This is a genomic window from Agrobacterium sp. MCAB5, assembly GCF_052114365.1.
In the GTDB taxonomy this organism is placed as follows: domain Bacteria; phylum Pseudomonadota; class Alphaproteobacteria; order Rhizobiales; family Rhizobiaceae; genus Agrobacterium; species Agrobacterium tumefaciens.
Genome location: NZ_JBFREP010000007.1, coordinates 96,999 through 118,565, shown reverse-complemented (window position 1 = coordinate 118,565; position 21,567 = coordinate 96,999). Strand labels below are relative to the sequence as shown.

Annotated in this window: 8 protein-coding genes; 5 read left to right on the top strand and 3 right to left on the bottom strand. The window is 59.6% G+C overall.

Translation table 11 applies throughout. The features are described from left to right. Positions 1 to 7: 7 nt before the first annotated feature. Both AB4Z23_RS16905 and AB4Z23_RS16900 read left to right on the top strand, forming a co-directional pair. Positions 8 to 1,792 (top strand): IlvD/Edd family dehydratase, encoded by a 1,785-nt coding sequence (locus AB4Z23_RS16905; protein ID WP_003516539.1) that lies wholly within the window; start codon positions 8 to 10, stop codon positions 1,790 to 1,792. 127 nt (positions 1,793 to 1,919) lie between these two features. After that, positions 1,920 to 2,894, top strand: coding sequence for a threonine ammonia-lyase (locus AB4Z23_RS16900; RefSeq protein WP_019566004.1), 975 nt, complete (start codon positions 1,920 to 1,922; stop codon positions 2,892 to 2,894). Positions 2,895 to 2,906: 12 nt separating this feature from the next. Here AB4Z23_RS16900 and AB4Z23_RS16895 read toward each other — a convergent pair whose 3' ends face one another. Further along, complete coding sequence (locus AB4Z23_RS16895) at positions 2,907 to 4,010, bottom strand: NAD(P)/FAD-dependent oxidoreductase (protein ID WP_421415124.1); 1,104 nt, start codon at positions 4,008 to 4,010, stop codon at positions 2,907 to 2,909. Between the two features lie 452 nt (positions 4,011 to 4,462). Next, positions 4,463 to 5,641 (bottom strand): M20 aminoacylase family protein, encoded by a 1,179-nt coding sequence (locus tag AB4Z23_RS16890; RefSeq protein WP_003516543.1) that lies wholly within the window; start codon positions 5,639 to 5,641, stop codon positions 4,463 to 4,465. Between the two features lie 567 nt (positions 5,642 to 6,208). Here AB4Z23_RS16890 and AB4Z23_RS16885 point away from each other — a divergent pair. Further along, positions 6,209 to 14,704, top strand: a complete 8,496-nt coding sequence (locus tag AB4Z23_RS16885) for a GH36-type glycosyl hydrolase domain-containing protein (protein ID WP_421476962.1) — start codon at positions 6,209 to 6,211, stop codon at positions 14,702 to 14,704. A 431-nt stretch (positions 14,705 to 15,135) separates the two neighbouring features. On the opposite strand, the gene AB4Z23_RS16880 is transcribed toward AB4Z23_RS16885, so the two are convergent. Continuing rightward, entirely contained in the window at positions 15,136 to 16,899 is a 1,764-nt protein-coding gene (locus AB4Z23_RS16880) for a glucan ABC transporter ATP-binding protein/ permease (protein WP_013636948.1), read from the bottom strand. 336 nt (positions 16,900 to 17,235) lie between these two features. On the opposite strand from AB4Z23_RS16880, the gene AB4Z23_RS16875 reads away from it, so the two are divergent. Beyond that, positions 17,236 to 17,973: a LuxR family transcriptional regulator gene (locus AB4Z23_RS16875; RefSeq protein ID WP_003516548.1), complete on the top strand. Its 738-nt coding sequence runs from the start codon at positions 17,236 to 17,238 to the stop codon at positions 17,971 to 17,973. Between the two features lie 106 nt (positions 17,974 to 18,079). Next, positions 18,080 to 21,541: a pyruvate carboxylase gene (gene pyc / locus AB4Z23_RS16870; protein WP_038492474.1), complete on the top strand. Its 3,462-nt coding sequence runs from the start codon at positions 18,080 to 18,082 to the stop codon at positions 21,539 to 21,541. Positions 21,542 to 21,567: the final 26 nt, after the last annotated feature.

The window sequence follows — 21,567 nt, the reverse complement described above, 5'->3', positions numbered from 1 at the left end:
CGGTCTCATGAGCGACGACAAGACACCCGTGCGGCGGCTGCGATCCCAGGACTGGTTCGACAACCCTGACCATCTCGACATGACGGCGCTCTATCTGGAGCGCTTCATGAATTATGGCGTGACGCCGGAAGAGCTGCGTTCCGGCAAGCCGGTCATCGGCATCGCGCAGAGCGGCAGCGACCTGACGCCCTGCAACCGCGTCCATGTCGAACTGGTCAAGCGGGTGCGCGATGGTATCCGTGATGCGGGCGGCATCCCCATCGAGTTTCCGACCCATCCGATGTTCGAAAACTGCAAGCGACCGACAGCGGCGCTTGACCGCAATCTTGCCTATCTCAGCCTGGTGGAAGTGCTTTACGGTTATCCACTCGATGGCGTCGTGTTGACCACGGGCTGCGACAAGACCACGCCTTCGGCGCTGATGGCGGCAAGCACGGTTGATATTCCGGCTATCGTCTTATCCGGCGGGCCGATGCTCGACGGATATCATGACGGCGATCTGGTTGGTTCCGGCACGGTCATCTGGCGCATGCGCCGCAAATACGGCGCCGGCGAAATCACCCGCGAGGAATTCCTGCAGGCGGCGCTCGAATCCGCTCCTTCGGTCGGTCACTGCAACACCATGGGCACGGCCTCTACCATGAATGCCATTGCCGAAGCGCTCGGCATGTCGCTGACCGGCTGCGGCGCAATCCCGGCCGCTTACCGCGAACGCGGCCAGATGGCCTATCGCACCGGCCGCCGCGCCGTCGAACTGGTTGTCGAGAATATCAAGCCTTCGGATATCATGACGCGCGAGGCGTTTTTGAACGCGATCCGCGTCAATTCGGCAATCGGCGGTTCGACAAATGCCCAGCCGCATCTGGCGGCGATGGCGAAACATGCGGGCGTCGAACTTCGCGAGGAAGACTGGCAGGTTCACGGTTATGACATTCCGCTCATCGCCAATGTCCAGCCCGCCGGAAAATGGCTGGGCGAGAAATATCACCGTGCCGGCGGTACGCCCGCCATCATGTGGGAGCTTCTGAAGGCAGGCAAGCTTGATGGGAGCTGTCCGACCGTGACCGGCAAGACCGTGGCGGAAAATCTGGACGGGCGGGAATCGACCGACCGCGACGTGATCCTTCCTTACGATAAGCCGCTCAAGGAACGGGCCGGTTTCCTCGTCCTCAAGGGCAATCTGTTCGATTTCGCCATCATGAAGACGAGTGTGATCTCGGCGGAATTCCGGCAGCGTTATCTGAGTGAGCCGGGTCGAGAGGGGATTTTCGAGGGCAAATGTGTGGTTTTCGATGGTTCGGAAGACTATCACGCCCGTATCAACGATCCGTCTCTCGATATCGATGAGCGCACCATTCTCGTCATTCGCGGGGCCGGACCGCTCGGCTGGCCGGGTTCGGCTGAGGTCGTCAACATGCAGCCGCCGGACGCGCTGTTGAAAAAAGGCATAACCAGCCTGCCGACAATCGGCGACGGCCGGCAATCGGGAACCGCGGACAGCCCGTCGATCCTCAATGCCTCGCCAGAAAGTGCCGCCGGTGGAGGACTGGCATGGCTTCGCACCGGTGATGTGATCCGCATCGACTTCAATCAAGGCAAGTGCGACGCGCTGGTACCGGATGCAGAGCTTGCTGCCCGAAAGGCCGATGGCATTCCTGCGGTGCCTGCGGATGCCACGCCCTGGCAGCGCATCTATCGTCAATCGGTGACCCAGCTTTCGGACGGTGCGGTTCTGGAAGGGGCCGCGGATTTCCGCCGGATTGCCGAGAAGATGCCCCGGCACAACCACTGAGCATTCATTTGCAAGCGCATGACGAAAGATCCCCGGCCAAGACCGGGGATTTTTCTTGTCCAGCCGGTTTCACTATTAATTGCGACCTCCTAATGTACACCCAACATCCGCATTACAGGGGCAGGGCATGACAGATATTTCGATGATTGAGGCAGCGCGCCAGCGCATCGGCGAACATGCGGTGCGGACACCGCTTCTGTCGTCGCATTTTCTGGATGAGATTGCCGGGAGGAAGCTGTTCGTGAAGGCCGAGTGCCTGCAAAGAACGGGTTCGTTCAAATTTCGCGGCGGCTGGTCGGCGGTATCCGGTCTGCCGGCCGATGTGCGCGCCCGTGGCGTGATCGCCTTTTCCTCGGGCAACCATGCGCAGGGCGTCGCGCTTGCTGCTCGTCTGCACGGCGTGCCTTCCGTCATCATCATGCCGTCCGATGCACCAAAAATCAAAATCGACAATACCCGCGACTATGGTGCGGAAGTGGTGCTTTATGACCGGGCGAATGACGATCGCGACGCCATTGGCGACCGCCTGTCGAGCGAGCGCGGACTGACCCTGATCAGGCCCTACGACGAACCGCTGGTGATTGCGGGGCAGGGGACTGTCGGGCTGGAAATCGCCGAACAGGGCTTGGAACTCGGTATCGATGCGGCCGAGGTTCTCGTGCCCTGCGGCGGCGGCGGCCTCACATCCGGCATCTCCCTTGCCCTTGCGGCGAAAGCGCCGAACTACAAGGTCAGGACGTCAGAACCCGAGCGGTTCGACGATGTGGCGCGCTCACTCGCAGCGGGCAAGATCCAGCGGAATGCAACGACTTCCGGTTCGATCTGCGATGCAATCATCACGCCTCAGCCCGGTAACATCACCTTCCCGATTATGGTTGGGCTTTGCGGAAAAGGCATTGCCGTGACCGAAGATGAAGCACTGCGGGCCATGGTTCTCGCCTTCAACAGGCTGAAGGTCGTTGTCGAGCCGGGCGGCGCGGTGGCCTTGGCGGCGGCGCTGTTTCACGGCAACGAGCTGGAGAGCGAAACGGTGATTGCGGTTGCCTCCGGCGGCAATGTCGATCCGGAGATCATGGCGAGCGCGCTGTCCCGTTTCGGCTGAGATCAGGTGAGATCAGGCCTCGAGCCGTGCCGCAACCTCGTTGGCCATCGCCAGCGAGGCGGTGAGGCCGGGGCTTTCGATGCCGAAAAGATTGACGAGACCGGCAAGTCCGTGGGTTTCCGGCCCGTCGATGCGAAAATCCATGGCCGGTTCGTCGGGTCCTGAAATCTTCGGCCGGATGCCCGAATAGGCCGGGATCAGCGCGTGTTCCGGTAGGCCCGGCCAATAGCGGCGGATCGCGTCGCCAAAACCCTCCATGCGGCGGGGATCGACGGCATAATCAATGGTGTCGACCCACTCCACATCCGGCCCGAAACGGGCCTGACCGGCAAGATCCAGGGTGAGGTGCACGCCAAGGCCGTGGGTGTGCGGAGCGGGGTAGATGAGCCGTGAAAAAGGCGACTTGCCGGTCAGCGAAAAATAGCTGCCTTTGGCGAAACGCGCCTCCGGGATCGTGTGCTTCGGCAATCCCTCGATCTGTTTTGCCGCCAGCGGTGCCAGAAGGCCGGCGGAGTTGACGAGCAGCCGGCATGTCAGGCTGAGAGGTTCCTTGCCGCCAACGTGAACGCGGAAACCGTTGCCGGTCGCTTCCGCCCTTTCGAATGGTGCATTCAGGGCGAGGGCTGCGCCATGGTCTTGCGCGTCGCCGAGCAGCGCCAGCATATAACCATGGCTATCAATGATGCCGGTCGAAGGTGAAAGCAGGGCCGCTACGCAGGTTAGCGCAGGCTCGAGCGACAGCGCCTGCGTGGCATCGACCAGTTCGAGGTTGTCGCAGCCATTGGCGTTACCCTTTTCCTTGAGGGTCGCCAAGAGAGCCGTCTCGTCCGCATTCGCTGCCACGATGAGTTTACCGCAGCGGCGGTGCGAAACGCCATGGCTCTGGCAGAACGTATAAAGCCGCTCCCTGCCTTCAACGCAAAGGCGTGCCTTGAGGCTGCCTTCAGGATAATAAAGCCCGGCGTGAATAACCTCGCTGTTGCGCGAAGAGGTGGCGGAACCGAATTCCTTTTCGCCTTCGAGGATGATGACGGAAAGACCACGCATCGCCAGTTCGCGGGCCGTCGCCAGTCCGATCACCCCGGCTCCTATGATGATGGCGTCTATATCCGTCATGGTCCTTATCCGAGCCTGCCAATGATTTTGAACGGAAATGCCGTCTGCGACGTTGATCCTGCGCAATGGGTAGATTGATGCTTGTCCGGCGGCAAGTCGCGATCCGTATTTTTCCCAATGCGCCGAACTTATGGAATTTTATCTCTACTGAAACAGTGGGGAATAAAGCTATTCTTTACGGGAAATAAGCAGTGCCCGCTTTGACGGGCCGAGCAGGGAAGGGAGTTGTACAATGTCTTATTCCAAGGCCGGAAAAGCAAAAGACTTTGTCTCGCAGCCCCAGTCGCAGCGAAACTGGAGAGATTCGGTTCACGCGGCTCTTGTCGGCGTGTGCGTGGCTTTTGTCGCGGCGGTCATACTCGGTCTCGTTCCCTGATCCTCCCAGATTTTCTCATCAGGAAACTTGAGAAAAAAAGGCCGGTCGCTCCTCCGACCGGCCTTTTTATATTCATTCACGCCTTCAGATAATCCTCCGCCAGATCGACCCAGAAGGCGGTTCCGATTGGCAGGATATCGTCGTTGAAGTCGAATTTCGGATGGTGCAGCGGCGGGTCGTTTTCGGTGCGCGCGGTGCCGAGGAAGAAGTAGCAGCCGGGCCGTTTTTCAAGCATGTAGGCGAAGTCTTCCGCGCCCATGGACGGGCGCTGCATTTCAACCACCTTTTCCGCCCCGGCGAAACGACGGGCCAGACCGGCGACATAGTCCGTTTCCGCCTTGTGGTTGACTGTCGCATTGTAGCCGCGCTCGTAATCGAGCGTGACACTCATGCCATAGCTGGCCGCCTGGCCTTCGGCTATCGCCCGGATACGCTTTTCCAGTTCGTCGCGCACACCCGCGTCGAAGGAACGGATGGTGAGCAGCATTTCCGCCTTCTCGGGAATGACGTTGCTCGCAACACCAGCATGGAATGCGCCAACAGTGACGACCGCCGACAGTTGCGGATGGATGTTACGGGACACCACCGTCTGCAAGGCCATGATGATACTGGCGCCCGCAACGATGGGGTCGGCCGCATCCTGCGGTTCTGCGCCGTGGCCGCCATATCCGTTGACGGTGATCCTGCATTCATCGACGGCGGCAAGGATCGGGCCGTCGCGCAGGACGAATTGTCCGAAGGGCACGCCGGGATCGTTATGGAGGGCAAAAACCGCATCGCATGGGAAGCGGTCGAACAGTCCGTCCTCGATCATGATGCGGGCGCCGCCGAAATTCTCCTCCGCCGGCTGGAAGATCAGATGCAGGGTCCCATCGAAATTCCTGCGTTCGGCGATGATCTTCGCGGCTCCCAGGAGCATGGCCGTGTGTCCGTCATGGCCGCAGGCATGCATGACGCCATCATTGGCGCTTGCATATTCCGCTCCGGTTTCCTCACGGATCGGCAGGGCATCGATATCGGCGCGAATGCCGAGCGTGCGGGCACTGTCGCCATTGCGGAGCGTGGCGACGATACCGGTTCCGGCCAGTCCGCGCGTTACTTCGTAACCCATTTCCACCAGCTGTCCGGCAATGAAATCCGAGGTCTGGAATTCGGAAAGACCGATTTCGGGATGCCGGTGCAGGTGGCGGCGGATTGCTACCACATCCGGCATATGGTTGGCGAAGGAGGCTATGTTTGCGGTCTGTCTGGTCATTTTCGAAGTCCCTGGTTACGCCGCTTTTTTCCAGCGCTTTTTGCAAATTTCATAGCAGCATATACGCGGGCATGTAAGGGGCGTTCCCGGAGCCGGAATGCCTTGAAATTCATCGCTTGCATCGTATCGCGACAGGTGGCATGGAACTATAGACGTCCTGGGGCATTAGCGTTTCGGATGTGGCGCAGGCCTTCTCGGCCTCGCGTTGCCCTTCAGGTGTCAAAGGGGGACTATCTGACGTTGCGCGAACAATTTTCGCCGTGGGGGAAGGTGCGAAATCCGGTTGGAACGGCATTGCCGGGCCATAGGGCGAAATTTTCCTGTCGTCGAAAATCCATTCTCCGCAGAGATCCCCGGCTTTGCATGCTCGGAGGGATCGCGCAGCAAAACGCCGTGCTTGCGGATATTCGCCGTTTGACGATGCGTTGCACACAACGTCTGATCCGGTTCACCGAAGGTTCAGGATAAGTCATAAATATAGCGTGGCCCGATTTCGTGCGTATTCCCGCCACGGACGAAACGCCGGTCAAGTCGAACAATTCTCCATAAAGTTCAGAATACGAGCCGATGTCATTTCATATTACCCCGACCGCCGCCGCCCGTGATTCCGAGACGAAGCAGATCGATCACAATGATTCGATCCGCGCGTCCTATATGACGGTCGAGGAACTGCATGATGCCGGTGCCGCGCTTTCGCGCGACGGTGCCGATACCCTTCCCGGCTTCATGGAGTTCGACTTCTTCGAGCGCCACCGTGAGAACGAGAAGGAAATCCTGCGGGTCTACCGCACAACGGCCGTCGACGCGGAAAATGGCGCGACGATAACGCCGGCGGCGGAATGGCTGCTCGACAACCACTACGTCATCGAAGAGGCGATCCAGGAAGTCCGCCGCGATTTTCCGCGCAAGTTCTATCGCCAGCTGCCGACAATGACGGTGGGCGGCGTGACGATCCCGCGGGTTATGGCGCTCGGCTGGCTTTATGTCGCCCATACCCACAGCACGGTCTCGCGCGAGAACATGACGGCGCTGGTGGATGGCTACCAGACGTCGAAGACGCTGCAGATCGGCGAATTGTGGGCACTGCCCTCCATCATCCGTTTCGTCCTCATCGAAAATCTTCGCCGCATTTCCATTCGCGTGGAACGCTCGCGCCGCATGCGCCAGAAGGCGAATGAAGTCGTCGACGAAATCATTCGCCTGAACGATGCGGAAGCCTCCGCGGCACTTCTCAAGCAGGTCGATTCGCTGGTCGATGACCCGACCTTTGCGACGCAGTTCCTCTATCGCCTCAGAAACGGCTCGCAGACTTCGGGTTTTGCGGTGGCCTGGCTTGAAGAACGCCTGCATGCGGCGGGCACCGACGCTGAAAATGTCATGATGTCGGAACACAACCGGCTGGCCTCCGGCAATGTGACGATGGGCAATATCGTCAAGAGCCTGAGGGAAATCGACGATACCGAATGGTCGGTGTGGTTCGAGGAAGTCAGCCATATCGACAAGGTCCTGCGCGAGGAAACCGATTACGAGATTCTCGATTTCGGTTCTCGCAACACCTATCGCAACACGATCGAGCTTCTGGCGCGTCGCTCCCCCAAGACAGAGGTAGAGGTCGCGCGTGCCGCCGTGGAAATGGCGAGATCCGGCGAGCCTGCCGAGGTGTCTGAAAACCATCGCGTCAATGTCGGCTCCGTACTCGTCGGCCAGCGCCGGTTCGAGCTTGAAAAGGTGCTCGCTTACAGGCCGCTGGTCTCGCAGCATATCGTCCGGTCTATGCGCAAGTTCAACTGGCTCGCAATTGCGGCGCCAGTGTTTCTCATCACCGCGCTCGTCATGCTTGCCGTCGGCTGGTTCCTGGCCGAAGCGGGCATGCCCTGGTATGTGGTGACCGCATTCCTCTTGATGTTTGCATTGCCTGCTTCGGAAGGCGCGACCGGTCTGTTCAACACGCTCGTCACTTTCTTCGTGAAGCCGTTCCGGTTGGTCGGATACGAGTTCAAGAACGGTATTCCACAGGACGCCCGCACGCTTGTTGCCGTGCCCTGCATGTTGACCAGCCGCGACAGCGTCGACGAGATGATGCGCAATATCGAGGTGCATTATCTCGCCAATCCGCATGGCGAGATTTATTTCGCGCTGGTCAGCGACTGGCGCGATGCCCAATATGAGCAGTCCGGCGACGATCTCGAGATTCTCGAATATGCCAAGCGCGAACTGTCGGCGCTGAACAGCCGCTATGCCTTCGATGGCAAGACGCGTTTTTACCTGCTGCACCGCCGCCGCATCTACAACCCGTCCGAAGGCTGCTGGATGGGCTGGGAGCGCAAGCGTGGTAAGCTGCATGAACTTAACATGCTGCTGCGCGGCGACAAGGACACGACATTCCTCGGTGGCGCCAATATCGTGCCGGCCGATGTCAAATACGTCATGACGCTTGATGCCGATACGCGCCTGATGCGCGATGCGGTGACCAAGCTCGTCGGCAAGATGCATCACCCGATCAACCGCCCCGTCATCGATCCGGTCTCGGGACGTGTGGTTGAAGGTTATGGCCTGTTGCAGCCGCGCGTTACGCCTTCGCTGACGACGGGCAAGGATGCCTCCGTCTTCCAGCGTGTCTTCTCGATCAATCGCGGTATCGACCCCTACGTCTTTACCGTTTCCGACGTTTATCAGGATCTGACCTCCGAAGGCACCTTCACCGGCAAGGGTCTTTACGACGTGGATGCCTTCGAGGCGGCTCTTAAGGGCCGGATCGAGGAAAACTCCATCCTCAGCCATGATTTGCTCGAAGGATCTTTTGCGCGCTGCGCGCTGGTGACCGATGTGGAACTGGTCGAGGATTTCCCAACCCGCTACGAGGTGGAAGTCTCGCGCCAGCATCGCTGGGCGCGTGGCGACTGGCAGCTGCTTCCCTATATTCTCGACCGCGCCCGTGGTGTTACCGCGATCGGCCGGTGGAAGATGGTCGATAACCTGCGCCGTTCGCTGACGCCGATTGCCTGGTTCTTTGCCTCGATCCTCGGCTGGTATTTCATGGACCCGCTCGGTGCGCTGATCTGGCAGATCCTGCTGATCTTCTCGCTGTTCGTCGCTCCGACGCTCTCGCTGCTTTCCGGGCTCGTGCCGCGCTCCACTGATATCGTGCCTCAGGCGCATTTCCACACCATCTGGTCGGAAATCCGCGCCACCAATGCGCAGGTTGCGTTGCGTATCGTCTTCATTGCCGATTCTGCCTGCATGATGACGGATGCAATTGTCCGTTCGCTCTACCGTCTGCTTGTCAGCCACAAGCTGATGCTGGAATGGCGCACCGCCGCCAGCATGCAGTCTAGCGCCCAGGGCGGAATCACCTATTATTTCCGCCAGATGTGGCATGCGCCTGTTGTGGCCATGCTCGGCCTGTTGTTTGCGGCGCTGCCCGGTGACAATGCCTTCCTGATCGGCATTCCCTTTACTCTGCTCTGGGTTCTGTCTCCCGCCGTTGCCTGGTATGTCAGCCAGTCGGCGGAAACCGAAGACCGGCTGTTCGTTTCGGAACACGTCTCTTTCGAGCTTCGCAAGATCGCTCGTCGCACGTGGCGTTATTACGAAGCCTTCGTGACGCCACAGGAAAACCACCTGCCGCCGGACAACTTCCAGGAAACGCCGGAGCCGATTGTTGCCTCGCGTACATCGCCTACCAATATCGGCGTTTACCTGCTTTCCATCATTTCGGCGCGCCAGTTTGGCTGGATCAGCTTTGCCGATACGCTGGAGCGGATCGAGAACACGATCCAGACCGTCGAGAAGATGGAGAAACATCGCGGCCATCTCTACAACTGGTACCATACGGACACGCTGCAGACGCTTGGTCCCCGTTACGTTTCGGCGGTGGACAGCGGTAATCTCGCCGGTCACCTGATTGCGGTTTCGTCTGCCTGCCGCCAGTGGGCAGAAGCGCCTTCCGCGCATCTTCAGGGTAATCTCGACGGTATCGGCGATCTCGCCGGCATTCTGCGCGAAACGCTGAAAGCGCTGCCTGACGACCGCAAGAACCTGCGTCCGCTGCATCGCCGCCTCGAAGAACGCATCATCGGTTTTTCGAACGCTCTTGCCTCGGTCAAGCGCGAGCATGAATTCGCATCGATCCGCGTCATCAATCTTGCGGTACTCGCGCGCGACATCCAAAAGCTCGCTACCAATGTCGATCACGAAGTGAAGTCTGCGCAGAGCGCGGAAGTGACGCGCTGGGCGCAATTGCTCGTGGATTGCTGCGAGGCGCATATTTCAGACAGCGCTATCGACCTCACCAATATGGAGCCGCTACGCCAGCGTCTTGCATCGCTGCGCGACCGCAGCCGCAACCTCGCTTTCTCGATGGATTTCACGTTCCTTTATCGCAAGGATCGCCGTCTTCTGTCGATCGGCTACCGCGTCGAAAGCAAGGAACTGGACGAGGCCTGCTACGACCTTCTGGCTTCCGAATGCCGCCTGACCAGCCTGTTTGCCATCGCCAAGGGCGATCTGCCAACCGAGCACTGGTACCGTCTCGGCCGCCAGGTTGTGCCGATCGGTGCGCAGGGCGCGTTGGTCTCCTGGTCGGGTTCGATGTTCGAATATCTGATGCCTCCGCTTGTCATGCAGGAGCGTCAGGGTGGCATTCTCAACCAGACCAACAATCTGATCGTCAAGGAACAGATGAACCACGGCCGCCGTCTCGGCACGCCATGGGGCATTTCCGAAGCGGCGTTCAATGCCCGCGATCACAACATGAACTACCAGTACACCAACTTCGGTGTGCCGACGCTTGGCCTCAAGCGCGGTCTCGGCCAGAATGCTGTCATCGCGCCCTATGCGTCGATCCTCGCCAGCCAGTACGATCCTGACGGTGCGCTGGAAAACCTCGACAAGCTGCGCAAGCTTGGCGCGCTTGGACAGTACGGCTTCCATGATGCCGTGGATTTCACGCCGACACGTGTGCCTGACGGCAAGGTCTGCGCGGTGGTCTACAACTATTATGCCCACCACCACGGCATGTCGATCGCGGCTGTCGCCAACGTCGCCTTTGACGGTGTGTTGCGCGAACTCTTCCATTCCGACCCGGTAATCGAGGCGGCCGAACTCCTGTTGCAGGAAAAAGCACCGCGCGAAGTGCCTGTCATGAGCGCCAAATACGAGCCGGAAACCCCAGGCAAGGAACAGGCAGACCTGCTGCGTGCGGAAGTGCGCTCCATCGCCGACCCGGCCGTGCGCGACCGCGAAGTGGTGTTCCTGTCGAACGGCCATTATTCGACGATGCTCACCTCAACGGGTGCGGGATATTCGAAATGGAACGGTCAGGCGATTTCCCGCTGGAAGGCCGACCCGACCGAAGATCGTTGGGGAACCTTCATCTTCCTGCGTGATACCACCAATGGACAATGGTGGAGTGCGACGGCTGAGCCGCGTGTCATCGAAGGCGAAAAGACCAAGACGATCTTCACCGACGACAAGGCCGAATTCCACAAGAATGTCGGCGATCTGCAGAGCGTCGTTGAATGCATCGTCGCCACCGAGCACGATGCCGATGGCCGCCGCGTCACGCTGCTCAATGTCGGTTCCGAGGATCGTTACATTGAAGTGACCTCCTATATGGAGCCGGTCATTGCGTCGGAAGACGACGACAACGCCCATCCGCTGTTCTCGCGCATGTTCGTGCAGACGGAGATCGGCAGGCGCGGCGATGTCATCCGCGCCTGGCGTAACCGCCGCAGCCCGAATGAGCCCGGAACGATCATCGCGCATCTTGCTGCCGATAACGCCGGCCCATCGCGCCCGACGGAGTTCGAGACGGACCGTGCCAAGTTCATCGGCCGCGGCAGATCGCTCGGTGAAGCGGCTGCATTCGATACCGGTGCCACGCTTTCCAACACCGATGGCTTCACGCTCGATCCTATCCTGTCGTTGCGACGCACTGTGCGCGTACCGGCCGGCAAGAAGGTGAGCGTGATTTTCTGGACGATTGCCGCGCCGAGCCGCGAGGAAGTCGACAAGGCGATCGATCGTTATCGCCATCCTGACGCATTTGCCCATGAACTCGTGCATGCATGGACGCGCACGCAGGTGCAGATGCGCCATGTGGGCGTCACTTCGCAGCAGGCCGCCGCTTTCCAGCATCTCGGCCGTTATCTGACCTATCCGGACATGCATCTGCGCGCGGATTCGGAAACGCTGAAAACGGGCCTCGCTTCGCAGCGGGCGCTTTGGCCGCTTGCCATTTCGGGCGATTTCCCGATCTTCAGCCTGCGTATCAACGACGATATGGACATGGATATTGCCCGTGAGGCGCTCAGCGCCCACGAATATCTGCGTTCGCGCGGCGTGATCTTCGATCTCGTCATCGTCAACGAACGGGCTGCGTCGTATGCACAGGATATGCAGCATGCGCTGGATCATATTTCCGAGGCACAGCGTCGCATCAATCCCGCCGATGGTGGTAGGCCGCATGTGTTCTCCGTTCGCCGCGACTTGATGGACGAAGAGACCTGGAGCGCGCTTCTGGCGGCCTCCCGTGTCGTGCTGCATGTGCGGAATGGCAAGATTGTCGACCAGATCAACCGCGCCGTGTCGCTTTTTGCGGCGCATCGCGGTCCTGACGGCGCGACTGAGGCCGCGCAGGCTCGCCTGCCGGTGCCTGCGTTCCCCGTCGCTGAGGCTGTCGAGGATGCGGGCGATCTCGATTTCTGGAACGGTTTTGGCGGTTTCGCCAAAAGCGGAGAGGAATATGTCGTGCGCCTGCATGGTGGGCAATCCACGCCGCATCCTTGGATCAACGTCATCTCGAACGAAAGTTTCGGCTTCCATGTGTCGGCGGAAGGCGCCGGTTTCACCTGGAGCCGCAATTCCCGTGACTATCAGCTGACACCCTGGAGCAACGATCCGGTCATCAACCGGCCGGGCGAGGCCTTCTATGTTGCCGATGTGGAAACAGGAAAGCTCTATACGCCCTGTGCTGCCCTTTCGCGTGATCCGGAAGCCCTGTTCGAAACCCGTCACGGTCTCGGTTACTCCGTAATGACCGGCAAGACGGATAAGCTTGAAGTCGAGGTGACACAGACGGTAGACCGTGAAAAGCCGGTCAAGTTCTCGCAGCTCATCGTACGCAACAAGGGTTCGAAAAGCCGCCGCCTGAAAGTCTATGCTTATGTGGAATGGGTGCTGGGCAATAATGGCCAGAAATCTGCGCCGTTCATCCTGAGCAGGCACGATGCCGGCAGCAATGCGATTTTTGCTTCCAACCCTTACAGCATCGACTATAGCACCCGCACTGCCTTCCTGACGCTCGACAGCGAGGCAAGCGGCTTCACCACCAGCCGCCGTGAATTCATCGGCCGCTTCGGTTCTGCACAGGCTCCGCAGGGCATTGTGTCCGGTGCGGCACTCAGTGGCAGCACCGAGGTGGACGGCGATCCCTGCGCCGCCTTGATGCAGGAAATCCATCTGAAGCCGGGCGAAGAACGGCATATGACCTTCATTCTCGGCGATGCCGACAATGCGGAGGAGGCGGCAACGCTGGTCGAACAAGTCCGCGCGGCGGATTTCCAGTCGGTGCTGGAGGGCAGCAAGGCGTTCTGGACTGGCTTTACCGGCCAGTTGCAGGTTACCACGCCCGATGCCGGCTTCAACCACATGGTCAATAGCTGGTTGCCCTATCAGGCGCTGGCGTGCCGCATCCTGGCGCGCACGGCCTTCTATCAGTCGAGCGGCGCTTTCGGCTTCCGTGACCAGCTTCAGGACACGCTGGCATTCCTGCTCTACCAGCCGGATCTCGCTCGCAAGCAGATCCTGCGTGCGGCAGGCCGCCAGTTTGCTGAAGGCGACGTCCAGCATTGGTGGCTGCCTTTGACCGGTGCAGGTGTCCGCACGACGATCTCTGATGACGTGGTCTGGCTCGCTTATGCGATCAACCAGTATGTCTCGGCTACGGGCGATGCGGCCATCCTTGATGAAAGCATTCCCTTCATCAAGGGACCGGCATTGATGCCGGGGCAGCACGATGCCTTCTTCCAGCCGGAGACGAGCGACAAATCCGCTAGCCTCTACGAACACGCGGCTCTGGCGCTTGATCTCGCGATCCATCGCACCGGCGAAAACGGTCTGCCGCTGATCCTCGGCGGTGACTGGAACGACGGCATGAACCGTGTCGGCATCGGCGGCAAGGGCACCAGTGTCTGGCTTGGCTGGTTCCTGGCCGGAGCGCTTCGCGACTTCATCGCGATCGCCGAAAAGCGCGGTGATGCAGACCGTGTCGGCAGGTGGTCGGCGCATCGCGAAAAGCTTCGCAATGATCTCGAAACTGCGGGTTGGGACGGCAGCTACTACCGTCGCGGTTATTTCGACGACGGCACGCCGCTCGGTTCCGCCACCAGCGAGGAATGCCAGATCGATTCACTTGGCCAGAGCTGGAGCGTTCTTTCCGGCGAGGGTGAAGAAGGCCGGTCACGGCAGGCGATGGACGCTGTCATTGAGCATCTGGTCGATGAAAAGGCCGGTATCATCCGTCTGTTCACCCCGCCATTCTCGCGGGCACCGCATGATCCGGGTTATATCAAGGGATATCCGCCGGGTGTGCGCGAAAACGGCGGACAATATACCCACGCGGCGACCTGGGTAGTGCTTGCCCTTGCCAAGCAGGGGCGTGCGCAGGAGGCGTGGAACTGCTTCAAGCTGCTCAACCCCGTCAACCATGCGCTCGACGCGGCATCCTCCGAAACCTATCGGGTCGAACCCTATGTGGTGACCGCCGATGTCTACGGTGAGGGCGCTTATGCGGGTCGCGGCGGCTGGAGCTGGTACACGGGTTCCGCCGGCTGGCTCTATCGCGCCGCGATCGAGGGCATTCTCGGTATCACCCGAACCGAAGGCAAGCTTCACATCGCGCCGTCGCTGCCCGAAGACTGGAGCGGCTTCTCGGTGAAGATCACGCTGGACGGTAAAGCAAAGGACATCGTCGTCAGCCGTAAGGCTGGCACGGCGGAGGTCTCGGTATCCGTCGACGGCAAGCCCCTGTCGGCTGACGATCGGGTGATCCCGTTCGACTGACGACCGGCTCTACGTTTGCTTTTAAAATCAGGCTCCTGCGGTGACGCAGGGGCCTTAATTTTTATTGTGGCTGCCCTGGTATTGTTTGTCTGCACGGAGGCGCTGTGACGACTTTGTCCTGGCGGGTATCTCCAGCATCATCTCAATGAGAGAAATGACACAGCCTCGCGACGGTCTTGCGAGGGCCACCGAGAATGTAAGCCGCGCTCCTCTCGACGTGGCACGCAGGCAGAGCAGTTTTACAAAGCCATGTTTCTGCGCTGTTGGATCGCTGAATGCTGATGGCCAAGGCTAAGGCTAAGGCTAAGGCTTGGCCCTTTCCTGCATTATCAAGGCACATGTCTCCAGCTTCGCAGACCTTGGGAAAACGGACAAAGAAAAAGGGCGGACACCACGGTGCCCGCCCTTATTATATTCCGTAAGCCAGAGTGTCAGGAGGCGATGGCTTTCGGCCGGGGCTGGCCCTCGTCCTCTGTCAGCAGGCCGCTGGTGCGCAGCAGCGAGGTGAAGCGTCCGCCACGCTGGCTGAGCTCGTCAAACGTGCCCTTTTCAATGATACGGCCCTGATCGAGGAACAGCACCTGATCGGCATCGCGCACCGTGGAAAGGCGGTGGGCGATGATGAAGGTCGTGCGGTTCATTCTCAGCGCGTCCACGGCGGCCTTAACCCGTGCTTCCGTTTCCACGTCCAGCGCGCTGGTTGCCTCGTCAAGGACCAGGATGGGAGCGTTCTTCAGGATAGCACGCGCAATGGCGATACGCTGGCGCTCGCCACCGGACAGGCGGTTGCCGCGTTCACCCACCTGGGTCAGGTAGCCGGTTATACGGCTGTCGATGAAATCCGTCGCAGCAGCAGCTGCTGCTGCTTCCACGACCTCCGCGTCGGTAGCAGATTCGCGACCAAGGCGGATGTTTTCGCGGATGGAGCGGTTGAGAAGGCCAGCATCCTGGAACACCGTGGCGATGGAGTTTCTGAGCGAGTTCTTCGTCACCGTCGAGATGTCGGTTCCATCGATCAGAATCTGGCCTGAATCCGGATCATAGACACGCTGCAGAAGATTGATGAGCGTGGTCTTGCCCGCGCCCGTCGGTCCGACGATGGCAATCGTCTGGCCGGCCTTGGCCGTAAACGAGATGTCGTGGACGCCCTGCTTGGTGTTGGCGAAACCGAAATTGACGTTGCGGAACTCCACGGTGCCGGAGACATTGGACAATTCGCGGGCGTCGCCCGGTTCTTCCCGTTCCTTGACGGAATCCTCGAGCACGAAGAAATCCTCGAGCTTTGCGCGCGCCTCGAAAATCTGGGTCACGAACTGACGCATCTGATCGAGACGGCCGATGAGAAGATTGGCGAAACCGATGAAGGCAATGACGTCACCGACGCGCAATTCGCCGTTCTTCACCAGCACGGTGCCGATGACGAGGATGATCATCATCGAAACGGTCGACGCAGTGCGGTTCAAGGCACTTGCGAAAGCCCACCAGTCGAGCACCGGATATTGGGCGCTCAGCAGTTTTTCGGTGAAGGATTTCAGCGCCTTCGTTTCAGCCTCGATGCGGTTGTAGCTGTGCAGGACGGACACGTTGCTGATGGAATCGCTGACATGGGCAAAAACGCTGTGATAATGCTCCTCGACCGAAGCCTGGCCATCCTTGGTGCGGCCCATCACCCACTTGCCAATGAACCAGTAGACGATGCCAAGACCGATCAGGACGAAGCTGAGGCGCAGGTCCATGGCAATGGCTGTCGGAATAAGCAGCACGAGCGCGACGAAAGTCGCCAGATGCGTGCGCATGAATTCGAGCCACAGGCCGAACAGCGTCTCGCTGGCGCGCAGAAGCGTATGCAGTGCGTTCGAGGTGCCGCGCAGATGGTGCCAGGAGAGCGGCATGGAGATGATCCGGCCGAACGCTTCCGTCAGCAGGGTCGCGCGGCGACCATGGGCCAGCCGGTCGGCCTCGCGGGCGACAGCGACATAAGCCACGGTGTTGAAGACGCCGAAACCCGCCCACAGGATGAGGATGGACGTGACATCGGAGCCGGAAGAGATGGCGTCGATGATCCGTCCAAACAGCACGGGTTCGGCAATGGTGATCGCTGCAAGAATGATGTTGGCGATGACAACGATCAACACCCGCCATTTATGTACGGTCAGATAGCGCAGGGCGCGTGTGTAAACCTGAAACAAAGTCAAATTTTCAATCCAGTCCAGCGTCTGTTTCGAGCGGTTGATTGTTCGGTCTCAATACAATGCTGTTTTAGCAAGGTTGCATGAGACGGCGAAATTTGTGTAATTATCGCTCTTTCAGTCTGAATGGCGGCTTAACAAACCGAGCACGCGTGCGAACCGAAAAAAACTGAACCCGATGTTTCTAGGGGACGCCGTCACAAGATTTTGCATGTTCGTTTCAGGGATTGCTAACGACGATATGTTCAGTCTGAACCGACCGGCGCCCGAGTAACATGACGTCCTCGCGGGACCATGTCCTTCATGTCATCCCTTCCAGCCAAGCTCCGGGCATGTGTCTTTATGCATGATATTCTTCACTTCATCTCTGCGTGCTACCAGGCGGGAAACGCTGATCGTGTTCGCTCCGAATTTGTAACACTTATTCGCGAATATGGTTTCGAATATTTCCTCGTCAGCCGGCGGATGACCGGGGAGCTTGCTTCCACCGGCCAGATTCTCGCACAACATCTCCCGGAAGGGTGGATCGAGGTCTACCGCGCCAAGAAATATAATCTTGTCGATCCCGTCCGTAAGGTGATCGGCATGGTGCACAAGCCGTTTCAGTGGAAAGAGGCGCTTGAGGGCCTGCCCCGCGCGATGCATCGAAAAAGGGCGAATGTGTTTTTTCACGATGCCGGCCGTTACGGTCTGCAGGGTGGGTATGCCTTTCCGGTGCACGGGCGCGCGGGATTCATCGGCGCGGTGTTCCTTGGCGGCGAGGACCGGCAATTGCCCTCGTTGCACGTTGAGCTGCTGGATGCGGCCACGCGCGCGGTGTTCTGGCGTCTGCTCGATCTTTCAGGTCAGGTCCATAACCTCAACAACGCGCCGAATGTTTCCGCTCTTGAACTTACAAGGCGGGAAATGGAAGTGCTGACGCTGATGGCTGATGGCATGACCTCAACCGAAATTGGACGCCAGCTATCGATCTCCAATCACACGGTCGACTGGTATATCAATGGAATCCAGCGTCGGTTCAGCGCCAAGAACAGGCAGCATACTGTAGCACTCGCCTTTCGCAACGGCTTGCTGAGCTAGTTACGACAGTACGCTTCTCTCCCGAATTGCCCTTTTCAAGACCGGGTTTTGCTGCTTAATTCCGCAGTGCAGCAGAAATTCTGTTTTGGCGTGTGGGGAGACCGTCTTGAAAATATCGAAAATACTTGTTGCCAACCGATCCGAAATTGCGATCCGAGTTTTCCGGGCAGCGAACGAGCTGGGGATAAAAACCGTCGCCATTTGGGCGGAAGAGGACAAGCTGTCTTTGCACCGCTTCAAGGCGGATGAAAGTTATCAGGTCGGCAGGGGTCCGCATCTCGCCAAGGATATGGGACCGATCGAGAGCTATCTTTCGATTGAGGAGGTCATCCGCGTGGCCAGACTTTCCGGCGCGGACGCGATCCATCCCGGTTACGGCCTTTTGTCCGAAAGCCCCGAATTCGTTGAGGCCTGTAACAAGGCTGGCATCACCTTCATCGGACCGACGGCGGATACGATGCGCCAGCTCGGCAACAAGGTTGCCGCCCGCAATCTGGCGATCTCGGTCAATGTTCCCGTTGTTCCTGCAACCAAGCCGCTGCCGGACGATATGGCCGAGGTGGAGCGGCTGGCCGAAGAGATCGGTTATCCCGTGATGTTGAAGGCCTCCTGGGGCGGCGGCGGTCGCGGCATGCGCGCCATCCGCAAAAAGGAGGATCTGGCACGCGAGGTCACCGAGGCCAAGCGCGAGGCAAAGGCCGCTTTCGGCAAGGACGAGGTCTATCTCGAAAAGCTGCTCGAGCGCGCCCGCCACGTCGAGAGCCAGGTTCTCGGTGATACCCATGGCAATGTCGTGCATCTGTTCGAGCGCGATTGTTCGATCCAGCGCCGCAATCAAAAAGTGGTTGAGCGCGCGCCGGCACCCTATCTCAGCGAAGCGCAGCGTCAGGAACTGGCCGCCTATTCTTTAAAGATCGCGGCTGCGACCAATTATATCGGCGCCGGCACGGTCGAATATCTGATGGATGTCGATACCGGCAAATTCTACTTCATCGAGGTCAATCCGCGCATTCAGGTGGAGCATACCGTTACCGAAGTCGTGACCGGCATCGATATTGTTAAAGCGCAAATCCATATTCTGGAAGGGGCCGCCATTGGCACGCCGGAATCGGGTGTGCCTAAACAGGAAGATATCCGCCTCAACGGCCATGCGCTGCAGTGCCGTATCACCACGGAAGACCCGGAGCACAATTTCATTCCCGACTACGGCCGTATAACGGCGTACCGCTCGGCGTCCGGCTTCGGTATTCGTCTGGATGGCGGGACGTCCTATTCGGGGGCGATCATTACCCGTTATTACGATCCGCTTTTGGTGAAGGTAACGGCCTGGGCGCCGCAGCCGGATGAAGCGATCAGCCGCATGGACCGCGCGCTGCGCGAATTCCGAATTCGCGGTGTTGCGACCAACCTGACCTTCCTCGAGGCCATCATTGGCCATGCGAGTTTCCGCAACAACACCTATACGACCCGCTTCATCGATTCGACGCCGGAGCTGTTTGCACAGGTCAAGCGTCAGGACCGCGCTACGAAGCTGCTCACCTATCTTGCCGATGTGACGGTGAACGGGCATCCGGAAACCAAGGGCCGCGTCAAGCCACCGGCAAATGCGGCACAGCCGGTGGTTCCCTATATCGATGCGCCGACGCCTGATGGCACCAAGCAATTGCTCGACCGGCTGGGGCCGAAGGGCTTTGCCGACTGGATGCGCAACGAAAAGCGGGTGCTGGTAACGGACACGACGATGCGCGACGGCCATCAGTCGCTGCTGGCTACGCGCATGCGTACCCATGACATTGCCGGCGTCGCAAGCGTCTATGCCAAGGCCTTGCCGCAGCTTCTGTCTCTGGAGTGCTGGGGCGGCGCCACTTTCGACGTTTCCATGCGCTTCCTGACGGAAGACCCGTGGGAGCGCCTGGCGCTGATCCGCGAGGGTGCGCCGAACCTGCTGCTGCAAATGCTGCTGCGCGGTGCGAACGGCGTCGGGTACAAGAACTATCCAGACAATGTCGTGAAATATTTCGTCCGTCAGGCTGCGAAGGGCGGTATCGACCTGTTCCGCGTGTTCGACTGCCTGAACTGGGTGGAGAATATGCGCGTATCGATGGATGCGATCGCCGAGGAGAACAAGCTCTGCGAAGCGGCCATCTGCTACACGGGCGATATCCTCAATTCCGCGCGTCCAAAATACGACCTGAAATATTATACCAACCTCGCCGCCGAGCTGGAGCGTGCAGGCGCGCACATCATCGCCGTCAAGGATATGGCGGGACTTCTGAAGCCTGCCGCTGCCAAGGTGCTGTTCAAGGCGCTTAGGGAGGCGACCAGCCTGCCTATCCATTTCCACACGCATGACACATCCGGCATTGCGGCTGCGACCGTGCTTGCCGCCGTCGATGCGGGCGTGGATGCGGTGGATGCCGCCATGGATGCGCTTTCGGGCAACACGTCCCAGCCCTGCCTCGGTTCCATCGTGGAAGCGCTGGCCGGATCGGAACGCGATACCGGTCTCGATACCGAATGGATCCGCCGCATCTCGTTCTACTGGGAGTCGGCGCGTAACCAGTATGCGGCTTTCGAAAGCGATCTGAAGGGCCCTGCCTCGGAAGTCTATCTGCATGAAATGCCCGGTGGGCAATTCACCAATCTCAAGGAGCAGGCGCGCTCGCTCGGTCTTGAGAGCCGCTGGCACGAGGTCGCGCAGGCCTATGCCGACGCCAACCGGATGTTCGGCGATATCGTCAAGGTCACGCCGTCCTCCAAGGTTGTCGGCGATATGGCGCTGATGATGGTGAGCCAGGATCTGACGGTCGCCGACGTGGAAAATCCTGATCGCGAAGTGTCCTTCCCGGACTCGGTGGTTTCGATGCTGAAGGGCGATCTTGGACAGTCGCCAGGCGGCTGGCCGGAAGCCCTGCAGAAAAAGGCGCTGAAGGGTGACGCGCCCTATACGGTTCGTCCCGGCTCATTGCTGCCGGATGCCGATCTCGATGCTGAGAGAAAGGCGATCGAGACCAAACTCGAGCGTTCCGTGAACGACTTCGAATTCGCATCCTATCTGATGTATCCGAAGGTGTTCACCGATTTCGCGCTGACATCCGAGACCTACGGTCCGGTTTCCGTGCTTCCCACCCATGCGTATTTCTACGGCATGGAGGACGGTGAAGAGCTGTTTGCCGATATCGAGCGCGGCAAAACGCTGGTCATCGTCAATCAAGCCTCTTCCGGCACTGACGATAAGGGCATGGTGACGGTGTTCTTCGAGATCAACGGCCAGCCGCGCCGCATCAAGGTGCCGGATCGCGCTCATGGCGCATCCGGCTCTGCGGTGCGCCGCAAAGCGGAACTCGGCAATGGCACACATATTGGTGCGCCGATGCCGGGCGTGATCAGCCGCGTCTTCATCAACCAGGGTCAGGAGGTCAAGGCCGGCGACGTGCTGCTCTCCATCGAGGCCATGAAGATGGAAACCGCGCTTCACGCCGAACGCGATGGCAAGGTCGCCGAGGTTCTCGTGCGCCCGGGTGACCAGATCGACGCAAAGGATCTGCTGATCGCCTACGCGGAATGATGCCCACACGGCATCGCTAGCCCCGA